This is a genomic window from Flexivirga sp. G2, assembly GCF_055397625.1.
Map to the genome: position 1 here is coordinate 2655510 of NZ_AP039675.1, position 13647 is coordinate 2669156.

At 68.5% G+C, this 13647-nt stretch carries 12 protein-coding genes; 6 read left to right on the forward strand and 6 right to left on the reverse strand.

The window, feature by feature from the left end; genetic code table 11:
• The first annotated feature begins 17 nt into the window (after positions 1–17).
• From ACZ50J_RS12935 to ACZ50J_RS12945, 3 genes are read left to right on the forward strand one after another with little or no spacing between them, the layout of a single operon-like run.
• Positions 18–776 carry a C40 family peptidase gene (locus tag ACZ50J_RS12935; protein ID WP_464297563.1) on the forward strand — a complete coding sequence of 253 codons (759 nt, stop codon included), beginning with the start codon at positions 18–20 and terminating at the stop codon, positions 774–776.
• A 34-nt stretch (positions 777–810) separates the two neighbouring features.
• Positions 811–1701 (forward strand): EamA family transporter, encoded by an 891-nt coding sequence (locus ACZ50J_RS12940; RefSeq protein WP_464297564.1) that lies wholly within the window; start codon positions 811–813, stop codon positions 1699–1701.
• A gap of 15 nt (positions 1702–1716) precedes the next feature.
• A complete protein-coding gene (locus tag ACZ50J_RS12945) occupies positions 1717–2778 on the forward strand; it encodes a tartrate dehydrogenase (RefSeq protein WP_464297565.1) in 1062 nt (353 codons plus the stop codon).
• A gap of 79 nt (positions 2779–2857) precedes the next feature.
• On the opposite strand, the gene ACZ50J_RS12950 is transcribed toward ACZ50J_RS12945, so the two are convergent.
• Both ACZ50J_RS12950 and ACZ50J_RS12955 read right to left on the reverse strand, forming a co-directional pair.
• Positions 2858–4309, reverse strand: coding sequence for an MFS transporter (locus tag ACZ50J_RS12950; protein WP_464297566.1), 1452 nt, complete (start codon positions 4307–4309; stop codon positions 2858–2860).
• Between the two features lie 74 nt (positions 4310–4383).
• Positions 4384–5649, reverse strand: coding sequence for an aspartate aminotransferase family protein (locus ACZ50J_RS12955; RefSeq protein WP_464297567.1), 1266 nt, complete (start codon positions 5647–5649; stop codon positions 4384–4386).
• A 68-nt stretch (positions 5650–5717) separates the two neighbouring features.
• Between ACZ50J_RS12955 and ACZ50J_RS12960 the strand changes: the two genes are divergently transcribed.
• A complete protein-coding gene (locus ACZ50J_RS12960; RefSeq protein ID WP_464297568.1) occupies positions 5718–7196 on the forward strand; it encodes an NAD-dependent succinate-semialdehyde dehydrogenase in 1479 nt (492 codons plus the stop codon).
• Between the two features lie 15 nt (positions 7197–7211).
• Here the strand turns inward: ACZ50J_RS12960 and ACZ50J_RS12965 are convergent, their stop codons facing one another.
• The 4 genes from ACZ50J_RS12965 to ACZ50J_RS12980 are packed head-to-tail and all read right to left on the reverse strand — an operon-like array spanning position 7212 to position 11588.
• Positions 7212–7883, reverse strand: coding sequence for a GntR family transcriptional regulator (locus ACZ50J_RS12965; RefSeq protein WP_464297569.1), 672 nt, complete (start codon positions 7881–7883; stop codon positions 7212–7214).
• Entirely contained in the window at positions 7880–9145 is a 1266-nt protein-coding gene (locus tag ACZ50J_RS12970; RefSeq protein ID WP_464297570.1) for a M20 family metallopeptidase, read from the reverse strand. The genes ACZ50J_RS12965 and ACZ50J_RS12970 overlap by 4 nt, the downstream gene beginning before the upstream one ends.
• Positions 9142–10362 carry an aminotransferase-like domain-containing protein gene (locus tag ACZ50J_RS12975; protein WP_464297571.1) on the reverse strand — a complete coding sequence of 407 codons (1221 nt, stop codon included), beginning with the start codon at positions 10360–10362 and terminating at the stop codon, positions 9142–9144. The genes ACZ50J_RS12970 and ACZ50J_RS12975 overlap by 4 nt, the downstream gene beginning before the upstream one ends.
• 2 nt (positions 10363–10364) lie before the next feature.
• A complete protein-coding gene (locus ACZ50J_RS12980) occupies positions 10365–11588 on the reverse strand; it encodes a M24 family metallopeptidase (RefSeq protein ID WP_464297572.1) in 1224 nt (407 codons plus the stop codon).
• 64 nt (positions 11589–11652) lie between these two features.
• Between ACZ50J_RS12980 and ACZ50J_RS12985 the strand changes: the two genes are divergently transcribed.
• Together ACZ50J_RS12985 and ACZ50J_RS12990 are read left to right on the forward strand one after the other, a co-directional pair.
• Complete coding sequence (locus ACZ50J_RS12985; RefSeq protein WP_464297573.1) at positions 11653–12648, forward strand: D-2-hydroxyacid dehydrogenase; 996 nt, start codon at positions 11653–11655, stop codon at positions 12646–12648.
• Between the two features lie 4 nt (positions 12649–12652).
• Positions 12653–13621 (forward strand): threonine ammonia-lyase, encoded by a 969-nt coding sequence (locus ACZ50J_RS12990; RefSeq protein WP_464297574.1) that lies wholly within the window; start codon positions 12653–12655, stop codon positions 13619–13621.
• The last annotated feature ends 26 nt before the right edge of the window (positions 13622–13647 follow it).

The following is a 13647-nucleotide window of genomic DNA, read 5'->3' on the forward strand; positions in this document are numbered from 1 at the left end:
GCGTGTTTGATGGCATGGTGACAAATAACATCGATGGCACGCAGACGGCAATTGTCAACGTCGACATCACCGGGCTGTGGACCACACCGGATTCGCCGCGCCCGATCGATGCACCGTTGCTCGCCGATCAACCCGACCACCCGCGGTGGCTGGCCGACATGGACGGCAGGGAGACGCTCGAGGAAGGCCGACTCGGTCTCTACGACCGCTTCGACTCCGAACTGCTGCACGGGGAGCCGGTCATCGTGACCTCCGGCGACACCGACGGCTGGACGCAGGTGACCTCCCCGTGGCAGCCGTATGACGGCAGCGCGACCGGCTACCCCGGTTATGTCCGCACGGCGCACCTGCAGCCGGTCGAGTCCGGTTCGCCGGAAACCCTGCCCGCCGGCGGCGACGCGGCCACGGTCGACCGCTTCCTGGCCGAGGCACGCACCCACATCGGGCTCGCCTACCTGTGGGGTGGCATCTCGCCCGCCGGACTCGACTGCTCGGGCCTGGTGCACTACAGCCTGCGCCGCCTCGGCGTTCTCTTCCCGCGGGACGCCGGCGACCAGTCCCGCGCCTGCGAGATCGTCCCGATCGAGCAGGCCCGGCCGGGTGACCTCTACTTCTTCGCCCACGCCGGACAGCCCATCCACCACGTCGGCATCGTCACCGGACCCGGACGCATCCTGCATTCGCCCTCCACCGGTGCGGACGTCGTCGAGGAGGACATGCCCGCCGAGCGCCTGGAGACGCTCACCCAGGTCGGCCGCATCAATCAGCTGCAATGACGCGTGACGCTGTGTGTCGCGCGAGCGCCACGTGATGGAACGCCGACGCGGCGCGGGGCCTGTCCCCGCGCCGCTGCTGGTGCTGGGCGGCATCGTCTCGGTCCAGTTCGGTGGCGCACTGGCGGCGACACTGCTGCCGCTTGTCGGCGTGCCCGGGTCGGTCGCCCTGCGGCTGGCACTCGCCGCCGTCGTCGTGCTCGCCTGGACGCGGCCCTCGCTACGCGGCCGCACCCGCGCGGACTGGCGGGCCGTCGCGTCATACGCGCTCGCGCTCGGCGCCATGAACTGGTGCTTCTACGGGTCGCTGCAACGCCTGCCCATCGGCGTGGCCGTCACCATCGAGTTCATCGGGCCGCTCGTGTTGTCGGCGGTGCTGTCCCGGCACACCCGCGATGCGGCCGCGGTTGCGCTCGCCGGTATCGGCGTGGTGCTCGTCTCGGGCGCTGTCAGCACTCCCCTGCACGACCTGGACGGGGTGGGCATTCTGCTGGCGCTCGCCGCCGGAGCCTGTTGGGCGGGCTACATCGTCACCTCGCGACGGACCGGTCAGCACTTCGCCGGACTGGACGGTTTGGCGATAGCGATGGCGCTGGCTGCCGTGGTGGTGTTGCCGTTCGGTGTTCTCGAGGCCGGAGCCGACCTGATCGGTCCGGAGGCGTTGCTGAAGGGCATCGGGATCGCGGTGCTGTCATCGGTGCTGCCCTACTCCCTGGAGATGATCGCGCTGCGGCGTCTCGCCCCCAACGTCTTCGGGATCCTGCTCTCGCTCGAGCCCGCTGTCGCGGCGCTCGCCGGCCTGCTCGTCCTGGGCCAGCACCTGTCCGCAGTCAAGTTGCTCGGCATGGTCCTCGTGGTGAGCGCGAGTGCTCTCGTGCTCGGCACCCAACACGGCAACTCCGCCGAACCACCGCCGCAGGATGTATGACCTACCATCGGCAAGATGGGAGCGAGCTACACGGTCGATGTCATTCCCGGGGACGGAATCGGTCAGGAGGTCACACCCGCCGCAACGGCCTGCATCGACGTGCTGGCCGAACGTCTCGGGTTCAACATCCAATGGCGTGAACGCGATTGGGGCTCGGACCACTACCGCGCGACCGGTCGGATGCTGCCCGTCGACGGGCTGGAGCAGATGGCCGACGCGGACGCCATACTGCTCGGTGCGGTCGGCGACGTCGACATCCCGGACGACGTCACACTCTGGGGTCTGTTGATCCCGATCCGGCGCGAGTTCGACCAGTACATCAACCTGCGCCCCAGCCGCACGCTGCCCGGCGTGCCCTCCCCGCTGGCCGGCGACAAGAAGCTCGACGTGGTGGTCGTCCGGGAGAATGTCGAGGGTGAGTACTCCGAGATCGGTGGCCGCTTCCGTCGGGGCCAACCGGACGAATTGGCCTTGCAGGAAGCGATTTTCACCCGCAAGGGCGTCTCGCGCGTGACGCGCTTCGCGGCCGAGTTGGCGACGGAGCGCAGCGGCCGTCTGGTGTCGGCGACCAAGTCGAACGGCATCATCCACACCATGCCGTTCTGGGACGAGGTGGCGCGCGAAACGGTCGCGGCCTTCCCGGCGGTCACCCTCGAGAAGGTCCTAGTGGACGCGCTGGCAGCCCGCGTCGTGCTCGCGCCGGACAGCCTGGACGTCATCGTCGCGTCCAACCTGTTCGGCGACATCCTCTCGGATCTGGCTGCGGCCGTTGCAGGTTCGCTGGGTGTCGCCCCGAGCGCGAACCTGAACCCCGAGCGCGAGCACCCCTCACTCTTCGAGCCCGTCCACGGCAGCGCTCCCGACATCGCCGGCAAGGGTCTGGCCAATCCCGTCGCCGCCATCTGGGCGGGCGGGATGATGCTGCGTCACCTCGGCGAGCCCGAGGCGGCCGATGCGATCGAGACGGCGTTCGGCGCGGTGCTCGCCAACGGCACCCGCACACGTGACCTGGGTGGCTCGGCGAGCACGACGGAGTTCACCGACGCCGTGCTCGCCGAGCTCAAGCGAGTCGAGTAGGGCGAGGCACGAGCCCGTATCGAGACCAAGCGACCGAGCACTTGATCTCGATACGCTCGTCCCTCGCTACTCGATCAACTCAGTCGCGCGGGCGGCCGCCCCGGGTCCCGAACTCCTTTGACACGTCACGGATTCCGGACACGTTATGTATGCCGCTCCGGTCCTTGCGTTCCTCTTCCGGCGGATCCTCACCGGGTATCCCGCGGCCACGGATGGAGTGACCTGCAGTCTCCGGCACCTTCACCAGGCCGATCATGCCGATGACCATCGCGAGCATCATGTAGAACGCCGGCATGTAGCGGTTGCCGGTCCAGTCGACCAATCCGTCGTTGACCAATGACGCCGTGCCGCCGAATGCGGCGGTGGAGATGTTGTAGCTGATCGCCATACCCGCGTAACGCACGTGTGCCGGGAACATCGCCGGGAACGTCGCGGACACGGTGCCCAACTGAGGCAGGAAGACGAGTCCGAGGATGGTGAATCCGACGATCGCCCAGCCGATCCCCTGCCCCATCAGCCAGAAGCACGGCACAGACAGGACGAAAATCGCGATCAGCGAGAACCACCACATCGGCTTGCGGCCGATCCGGTCGGAGTTCGCTCCGGCGATCCAGATCAGCACCGTCATGATCAGCTGCCCGATGAGCAGGATCACGTCCGACTGGGTTGCCGAGATGCCGAGTCCGTCCGGCTTGTCGCTGGACATGTACGTCGGCATGTAGGTCAGCAGGGTGTAGTCGGCGATGTTGAGCGCGACCACCAACAGGAAGAGCCGCAGGATCGGCTGCCAGTAGTCCCTGAACAGGTCCTTCAGCGCACTGGTCGCCGCCTCCTCGGCTTCGTCGTTCTCCTGCAGCTCGCGGAAGACCGGGGTGTCCTCCATCTTGGTCCGCAGGTAGAGACCGACCAGGCCGAGCGGCAGACCGATCAGGAACGGAACGCGCCAGCCCCAGGTGTCCATCTGATGCTGGTCGAGCGAGGCCCGCAGGATCAGCGTGACCGCCAGACCGCCACTGAAGCCGAGCAGCGTGCCGCACTCCAGGAAGGACCCCCAGAAGCCGCGTCGTTTGTCCGGCGCGTACTCGGCCATGAAGGTGGCGGCGCCGCCGTACTCACCGCCGGTGGAGAAGCCCTGCACGATGCGCAGCAGGACCAGCAGCACCGGCGCCCAGAAGCCGATCGAGTCGTAGCTGGGTATGACGCCGACCAGGAACGTGCCGGCTGCCATCAGGATGATGGTCATCGCCATCACCTTGTTGCGACCGAGCCGATCGCCGATCGGACCCCAGACGATGCCGCCCAGCGGACGGAGGACGAACGACACCGCGTAGACCAGCAGCGTTGCCGCTGTCCCGGCGTGCGGGAAGAAGTTGCTGGTGATCTCGGCGGTCAGATAGGCGTAGACGCCGTAGTCGTACCACTCCGTCGCGTTGCCGATCATCGACGCGCCGACTGCGCGTCGCAGCGTCGGCTCGTCCACTTCTTGGCCGGAACCACCGGCCTCATCGTGCGTGGTCGTATCCACTGGCATGGGTGCTCCTCCTGCTGGATCGTGCACTTTCAGTCAGTTGTCACGACGTCCGTTCACCGGATGCCGGCAGGGCGTCAGCGTGCGGTGCCCTGCAGAACCAATCCGACCGACTCTGCCCACAACGCCGAGGCTTCGTCAATTTGGGACTCGCTCACGACGAGCGCCGGGATGAAGCGCACCACCTCGCCCCACGGCCCACATGTCAGCAGTAGCAAGCCCTGTCGAGCCGCCTCCTGCTGGACCGCGGCGGCCGTTGCGCCGTCCGGATTGCCGTCCGCATCGCGGAACTCGTTCCCGATCATCAGTCCGAGTCCGCGGACGTCGTGGATCGCGTCATACTTGCCGGCCGTTGTTCGCAGCGCGTCGAGGAGTTGCGCCCCGCGCTCGGCCGAGTTCTCCACCAACCCCTCCTCCTGTATGACGTCGAGCGTCGCGATGGCCGCGGCGCAAGCGACGGCGTTGGCGCCATACGTTCCACCCTGCGAACCGGGCCAGACCTGCTCCATCAATGCGGCGGGTGCCGCGATGCCGGAGAGCGGGAAACCGGAGCCGATGCCCTTGGCCGTCACCAGGATGTCCGGCGTGATCCCGAAGTGCTCCTGTGCCCAGAACTTCCCGGTGCGACCCCACCCGGTCTGCACCTCGTCGAGGATGAGCAGGATCCCGTGCCTGTCGGCGCGCTCGCGCAGGCCCGCGAAGAACTCGGTGTTGCCCGGGACGTAACCGCCCTCCCCGAGCACCGGCTCGACCAGGAATGCGGCGGTCTCGTTCGGCTGTGACAGCGTCTGCAGTGCGTGATCGAGCTCCTTGAGCGCGAATTCCGTTGCCTGCTCTAGGTTCCAGCCGTAGTAGGTCGGGTTCGGGAAGGGTGCGACGTGCACGCCCGACATCAACGGCGAGAAGCCGGCGCTGTATCTCGTGTGGGACGTCGTCAGCGAGGCGGTCGCGACGGTCCGGCCGTGGAAGCCGCCGTGGAAGACCATGATGTTCGGCCGCCCGGTCGCCTGCCGGGCCAGCCGCAGCGCGGCCTCGACCGCCTCCGAACCCGAGTTGGCGAAGAACATCCGGTCGAGCCCGGTCGGCAGCACCTCGCCGAGTCGTTCGGTCAGCGTCAGCAACGGTTGGTGCATGACCGTCGTGTACTGCGCGTGGATCAGTTTCCCGACCTGCTCCTGTGCCGCGGCGACGACCTTCGGGTGACAGTGCCCGGTGCTGGTCACGCCGATTCCCGCGGTGAAGTCCAGGTACCGCCGACCCGACTCGTCATACAGATGCACACCTTCGCCGTGCGTCGCGATGACCGGTGTCGCCTGCTTGAGTGCTGCGGAGAGCTGAGCCATGAGGCCTCCTTCGGGTAGCCGTTTTGCTAGATTGTCGACAATCAGACTAACGCGATGGGAGTGCAGGGATGAGCAACGAGAACGTCGTATCCACCGCCGCCGCACGGGTGCTGGACGCGGTCCCGACCGATCTGCTGATCGACGGGAAGTGGTCTCCCGCGACGGAGGATGCGACGTTCGCGGTGTTCGACCCGGCGACCGGCGACGAGTTGACCCACGTCGCCGACGCCTCCCCCGCCGACGGGCAGCGCGCTCTCGACGCCGCCGTTGCCGCGCAGCGCGACTTCGCCGACACCTCGCCCCGCGAGCGCTCCGACATGCTGCTGAAGGCCTACGACCTGCTCATCGAGCGGATCGAGGACCTCGCCCTGCTGATGACGCTGGAGATGGGCAAGCCGCTGGCCGAGTCCCGCGGCGAGATCACCTATGCCGCCGAATTCTTCCGCCACTTCGCCGGCGAGGCGTTGCGGATCGACGGTGGTTATCAGACGGCGCCGGCGGGTGGCGCGCGCTTCCTGGTGACCAAGCAGCCGGTCGGTCCGTGCCTGCTGATCACGCCCTGGAACTTCCCGATGGCGATGGGCACGCGCAAGATCGGCCCGGCCATCGCGGCGGGGTGCACCAGTGTCATCAAGCCGGCCGCCCAGACGCCGCTGTCGATGCTGGCGCTCGGACAGATCCTGCTCGAGGCGGGCGTCCCCGCCGGAGTAGTCAACATCGTCACCTGCACCCGGGCCGGCGAGGTGATGGAACCACTGATCACGTCGGGCAAGGCACGCAAGCTGTCCTTCACCGGGTCGACCGCCGTCGGGAAGGTGCTGCTCGCGCAATGCGCCGACAACGTGCTGCGGACATCGATGGAGCTCGGCGGCAACGCGCCGTTCCTGGTCTTCGAGGACGCCGACCTCGACGAGGCGGTCACCGGTGCCATGGCGGCGAAGATGCGGAACATGGGCGAGGCGTGCACCGCCGCCAACCGGATCTACGTCCACCGCAGCGTCGCCGAGGATTTCGCGAAGCGGCTCGCGGCGACCATGGGCGATCTGCGGGTCGGTCCCGGGATCGCGGACGGCACGCAGGTGGGGCCGCTCATCGACGACGCCGGCCGGTCGAAGGTCGTCGAGCTCGTGGCGGACGCGACCGCCCGGGGCGCACGTGTCCTCACCGGTGGCGAGACACCCGACGGGGCCGGATTCTTCTATCCCCCAACGGTTCTGCTCGACGTCCCGGGCGACGCCCGGATGGCGAAGGAGGAGATCTTCGGCCCGGTCGCGTCGATCATCCCGTTCGACGACGAGGAGGAAGTGATCGCCGCCGCGAACGACACGCCCTACGGCCTGGTGTCCTACGTGTTCACCAACGACCTGCGGCGCGCGCTGCGCGTGGCGGAGCGGATCGAGTCGGGGATGGTCGGGCTCAACCAGGGTGTCGTGTCCAACCCGGCGGCACCGTTCGGTGGCATCAAGGAGTCCGGCCTCGGCCGGGAGGGCGGCAGCACCGGCATCGACGAGTTCCTCGAGGTGAAGTACATCGGGATCAGCATCTGACGCGGGTGCCCGGGCTCACTCCGGGATCAGCCGCTGGACCGCGTCGGCCATGTGCAGTTGCAGCAGTCGATCGGTAGCGACCGGGTCCCGGTCGAGGAACGACTGGGCGATGGCCCGGTGCTCGGCGACGCGGGTGTCGGCACCCTCGTAGGTCGGGTCGAGTGCGTGGATGCCCATCCGGGTCTCGGTCAGCAGGGTGCGATGCATCCGCGCCAGGCGCGGGCTGCCGGACAGCCGAACGAGCACGTCGTGGAACGCGATGTCGGCCTCTCCGACGCCGCTGCGGTCGTCCGCCTCCGCCGTCGCACTCATGGCATCGGTGATCTGCAGCAGTTCGGCACCGGCGGCCTCCGGCTCGCCGAGGTGGATCTGCTCGGCCGCGGCCCGCTCGACGGCGGAGCGGGCGACATACATGTCACGCACCCGATCCGGGGTCATCTCGATGACGAAGAGCCCACGGTTGCGGATCGACAGCAGCAAGCCCTCCTGGGTGAGTCGCTGTAGGCCCTCGCGCAACGGGCCGCGGCTGACGCCGAGCTGCTTGGCGAGTTCGGCCTCGCCGAGCTGTGCTCCCGGCGCGAGGTCGCCGCGTTCGAGCGCACCGCGGACACTGTCGGCGATCATCGCCGCGGTGGATTTCCGCATCACCGGTTCGAGGGGACGGCGTTCCGTCCCGGCGCTCGTCATACCGTCTCGTCTCCTTGCCTGGCCGAGAGCAGATTAGTCCCTGGTACGGCGAGCAGTCGTGCCGCGACCCGCACATAGGTCCGCGCCGCCGTCAGCAGCTCGGCGATCGACACCGATTCGTCCGGCCGGTGCGCCTGTTCGTTGACCGAGCCGGGGCCGAGCACCACTGTCGGCACACCGAAGTCGCGGCTGACGTATCCGCCGTCGCAGGCGGCGGTCCACCCGCCCGGCGGCAGTCCCGGGCCACCCGAATCGGCGAGGGCGCGATCGACCGCCTCCGCGAAGCCACCCGTCGCCGGCGTCTCGAAACCGGGCATGCTCATCGGCAGGTCCACCTCGACGCGCAGGTCGTCGCGATCCAGGCGGAGTGCGTCGATCCGGTCCTCGACCGCGGCACGGACAGCGACGGGATCCTCGCCCGGCAACAATCGCCGATCGGCCTGCACCCGACAGACGGCCGGCACGATGGCCGTGCCCTGTCCACCGGTGACGATGCCGACGCTCCAGGTGGCCGGCCCGACGAGCGGGTGCGGCTCCGCCGCGAGTTCGTCGTTCCAGCTGCGCAGCGACTCGATGACCCGCGCGGCCCCGTAGATCGCGTTGCGCCCGTCCGAGGGACGGCCGGCGTGCGCGGCCCGCCCGTGCACCGTGATGTCCAGGTAGCAGTCGCCGCGCGCGGCGACGATCGTCTGCAGGTCGGTCGGCTCGGCCGTGATGCAGCCCAGGTATGCCGGCGGCTCATCCGCCATGAACCGCCGGATCCCGACGCCGCCCTCCTCCTCGTCCACCGTGGCGGCCAGTTCGATCCGGCCGATGAGCGGCATGCCGGTCGCGGCCGCCGCGCGTTGCACGGCATCCATCGCGACCACGCTCGCAGCCAGACCGCCGAGCATGTCACTGGCACCGCGGCCGAAGATCCGTCCGTCGCGCACGACGCCTCCGAACGGTTCGACCGTCCAGCCGTCCCCCACCGGGACCACGTCGGTGTGCCCGAGCAGCAACAGCCGGGGGCCGTCACCGCCGGTCGTGGTGGCGGTGACGTTGTCGCGTCTCTCGGCCGCCGACGTCGTGTGCACCGTGAGGTCGCGAGCGCGGCACGCTGCAACCAGCGCATTGACCCGGGCAGCCTCCTCGCCCGGCGGATTCTCACCCGGTTGCCGCACGAACTCCTGGGTCAGCGCCACCACGTCCGCTTCCGTGATGAACTGCAGCGCCGCGGCCTCGAGCTGCGAAACCCGTTGTGCTGTGGCCGATTCGGTCATGAGCCAGACCCCATCCGGTCGACCGCTCGCGCCAACCGTGCGACACCTTCCCGGATCCGCTCCGGCGTGGACGACGCGAAGCACAGGCGCAGCGCGTTCGGGAAGAACTTGCTCGGGGAGAACGCGTTGCCGGGAATGAACGCGACGCCCTCGGCGAGCGCGACCTCGAAGAGTGCCTCGGTGTCGACCGTTCGGTCGAACGTGACCCACAGGAAGAACCCGCCCTCCGGGTCCGTCCAGCGCGCCCGGTCGCCGAAGTGCTCCGCGAGTGCGTTCTGCATGGCCAGCTTGCGGTCGCGGTATGCGGCCCGCTGCGTGGTCAGGTGCTCGCGCAGGTGACCGCCCTCCAGGAATCCTGCGACGACGCGTTGCAACGGCAGATTGGTGCACGTGTCCATCGCCTGCTTGGCGTTGATCAGCAGGTGCTGGAGCGACGGGTCGGCGTCGACCCAGCCGACGCGCAGGCCCGGCCCGATGACCTTGGAGAAGGTCCGGACCGAGAAGACCAACGGATCCCCGTCGGCCAGCTCGCGCAACGACGGCACGTCGTCACCCGCGAACCGCAGCCGGCCGTACGGGTCGTCATCGATGAGCACACTCCCCCAGCGTCGGGTCAGTTCGATCAGTCGCTGGCGCCGTTCGACCGACATCGAGGCTCCCGACGGGTTCTGGAAGGTCGGGATGGCGTAGATCGCCTTCGGTGCGTGGCCGGCGCGCTCGACCATCTCCTCCAACCGGTCCACCTGCATGCCGTCGTCATCGACCGGGACCTCGAGCAGTTGCGCCTGGTAGGACATCGCGGTCGCCGAACCGTTGGTGTATGTCGGTGACTCGACCACGACGAGATCACCCGGGTCGACGAAGAGCTTGAAGGCCAGATCGAGTCCCTGCATGCCGCCTGCCGTGATCAGCAGCCGATCGGACGTCGTCCGGTCGGTCGTGCCGTCGAGCTCGGCGAGCAGCGCGTCGCGCAGTCGTGGATCGCCCTCGCTCGCGCCATAGTCGTAGGCGTCCGGCCGGCCCAGCTCCGCCTGCGCCAGCTCGCCCAGCACCTGCGACGGGACCGCCTCGGGCGCCGGGCTGCCCATCGCGAAGCGCACGATGTCGTGCTGTTGTCTCGCGAGCAGCGACGTGCTCGAGTCGATCACCGACCCCACCAGGTCGGTCGTCCGGGACGCCAGAGGCAGTCGGGTCTGCAGTCGGATCCGATCCGTCATACTCACTCCTTCGCTGTCAGTCCACGCGGCACATCGGTCAGCAGGTCCGGACCGTTCGGTCCGATCAGCATCGACTCCGAGGTCTCATAACCCCAGCCGTCCATCCACATGCCGAGGATGACGTGGAACGCCATGTCCTCCTGGATCACGGTCTCGTCCTCCGGGCGGACGCTCATGGTGCGCTCGCCCCAGTCCGGCGGGTAGCCGATGCCGATCGAGTAGCCGATGCGCGACTCCTTGGTCAAGCCGTACTTGCCGATGGTCTGGGCGAATTCGCGATGGACGTCGCAGGTGCGGTTGCCCGGTCGCATCTTCTCCAGCAGCGCCGCCATACCCTCGTTGGTCGCGTCCGCGCACGCCACGAGCTTCTGCGGCGCCTTGCCGAGGACGACGGTGCGCGCCAGTGGTGCGTGGTAGCGGTGGAACACGCCGGCCAGCTCGATGGTCGTCGCCTCGCCCTTCTGCAGCGGCAGGTCGCTCCAGGTCAGGTGCGGTGTCCCGGCGGTCTCACCGGTCGGCAGCATCGGGACGATCGCCGGGTAGTCGCCGCCGAGCTTGTGCGCGCCGAGTGCCTGCGCGTGCTGAATCTCCGCGACGACGTCACACTGCCGCCGCCCGGGCTCCAGCTCCTGCAACGCCGTCTCCATCACCCGTTGCGCGATCTTGCCTGCGGTGTGGAGCTTTTCGCGCTCCAGCGGTGACTTGCGCACGCGCACCCAGTTGACCAGTTCGTTGCTGTCCACCAGCCACGAGCAGCGCAGTCCGGCCTGGATGGCGAGGTAGCTGCGCACCGAGAAGAAGTGCGCGTCGAGCTCGGCCGCGACATAGGCGCCGACCTCGTCGACGAGCACGCCGACCTCCAGCGCCCGCTCGACCACCCAGTCGAACGGATGCGCATCCGGTCGGTTGACGAGGTAGTCGGGGTACCCGTGGATGCGATCGATCGGGAGGAACGCCGTGTAGTGCGCACCCGCCGCGTCCATCGTCCGGGTGAACAGATGGCAGTCCCCTTCGACCGGGACGATCAGGCACTGCGGCATGTAGAAGGACCACGCGTTGTAGCCCGTCAGGTAGTAGATGTTGGCGGGGTCCGCGACGATCAGCGAACTGATCGAACGTTCCGCCATACGCTCCTGAACGGCGACGAGCCGTGTCAGGTATTCCTGCTCCGGGAACGGCCGGGAGCGCAGGCCACCGAGGGTGGCGTCAGGGGGAGTCTGGGTCACGTGATCATGGTGCATCCAGAAATGATTGTTGACAATCAGACACGGCCACCTTTTTAGTGGCGTGGTGACACCCACTCCTCCCGGACATCCCCCTGTCATCGCCGTCCTCGTCGCGGACCCCGCACAACGCCCGAGCGGATTGACATCGCTCGAGTCCCGCGCGACCTTCAGGTACACCGACGCCGCCGGTCTCGGCGATGCGGTCCGCGGCGCCGATGCGCTGTTGCTCTGGGACTTCTTCTCCTCCGCGCTCGAAGGCGTATGGCGGCACTGCGACCGGCTGCGTTGGATCCATGTCGCTGCCGCCGGCGTGGACAAGCTGCTCTTCCCCGAGCTGCGAGCGTCGGACGTGGTGGTGACCAATGCCCGGGGGACGTTCGATCGGCCGATCGCGGAGTTCGTGCTGGCCTCGGTGCTGGCGCACCTGAAGTTGTTCCGCGAGGGCCACGATCTCCAGCGCGAGCACGTCTGGCGGCACCGCGAGACCCTGCCGCTGCGCGGTCGCAGCGCGCTGGTCGTGGGAGCCGGAAACATCGGTCGGGAGATCGCCCGCCTGCTACGCGCGGTCGACGTCGAGGTCACCGGCGCCGGACGGTCGGCGCGTACCGGTGATCCGGACTTCGGGACCGTCATCGCCAGTTCGGACCTGGCCACCGCGGTGGGCGCGTTTGACATCGTGGTCAACGTGACGCCGTTGACCGAGAGCACGCGAAACCTGTTCGACCGCAAGGTGTTTGCGGCGATGAAGCCCTCGGCATACTTCGTGAACGTCGGGCGCGGAGCAAGTGTGGTCGAGGCGGACCTGCTGGCCGCGTTGCGATCGGATGAGCTGGCCGGTGCAGCTCTCGATGTGTTCGAGACGGAACCGCTGCCGGCCGACTCCCCGTTGTGGGACGAACCGACGCTGACCATCTCGCCGCACCTGTCCGGCGACTCGGCCGGTTGGCTCGACACACTCGCCGCGCAGTTCGTCGAGCTCGCGCGGCTCTGGCTGGACGGCGAGCCGTTGCCCCATCCCGTCGACAAGCAGCTGGGCTTCGTCCGCAGTGCCGGAGGCTGAGGCGATGGCCACCGAACCGCTACCGGGCATCGACGACATTCGTGCCGCTGCGGAACGCATCCGGCCGCACGTCCGGCATACGACGACCGCACGCAGCGCGCACCTCAGCGGCCTGACCGGCGGCGACGTCCATCTGAAGCTGGAGATCGAGCAGCCCACCGGAAGCTTCAAGGTGCGCGGCGCGTGCAACGCGATCCTGGCGGCCGCGGAGCGCGGCGACCTTCCCGGCGTGACGACGGCGTCGACCGGCAATCACGCGCGCGCCGTCGCCTACATGGGCACCCGCTTCGGCGTTCCGGTGAGCGCGTTCGTCGCGTCATCGCTGCCCGCCTATCGGGTTCGCGCACTCGAGGAACTCGGTGCGGCGGTCGATCGGACCAGTCACGACCAGGGGGCCGCGATCGATGCCGCGCGGCGAGAGGCGACCGAGCGCGAATATGCGTTCGTCCCACCGTTCGACCACCCCGACGTCATCAGTGGCCAAGGCACCATCGGGTTGGAGTTGTATGACGACCTCGCCGACCTCGACGCGGTCGTCGTGCCAGTGTCCGGCGGCGGACTGATCAGCGGAATAGGCCTGGCGATCAAAGCGATTCGACCTGAGGCTCTGGTCATCGGTGTGTGCGCCGACCGCGCCGACGCCATGCTCCGATCACTCGACGCGGGTCACCCGGTCCCGGTGCCGGAAGTCGAGACTCTCGCGACATCGTTGCTCGGCGACCTGAGTGCCGACAACCGCTACACGTTCCGGATCGCGCGTCGGGTCGTGGACGAGATCAGCTCGGTCGGTGAGGAGCAGTTGCGGCAGGCGGTCGACATACTTGCGGCCGAGGACGGCCTGCTCGTCGAAGGTGCTGCTGCTGCGTCGGTCGCATACGTCCGCGCGACGGCCGAGCGCTGGCGCGGCAAGCGGATCGTCGCCCTGGTCACCGGCAACGCGGTCGACCCCGGAGCCGCCCAAGCGTGTAACTGACGACAGTCGCCAGGCACCCGGTCCGT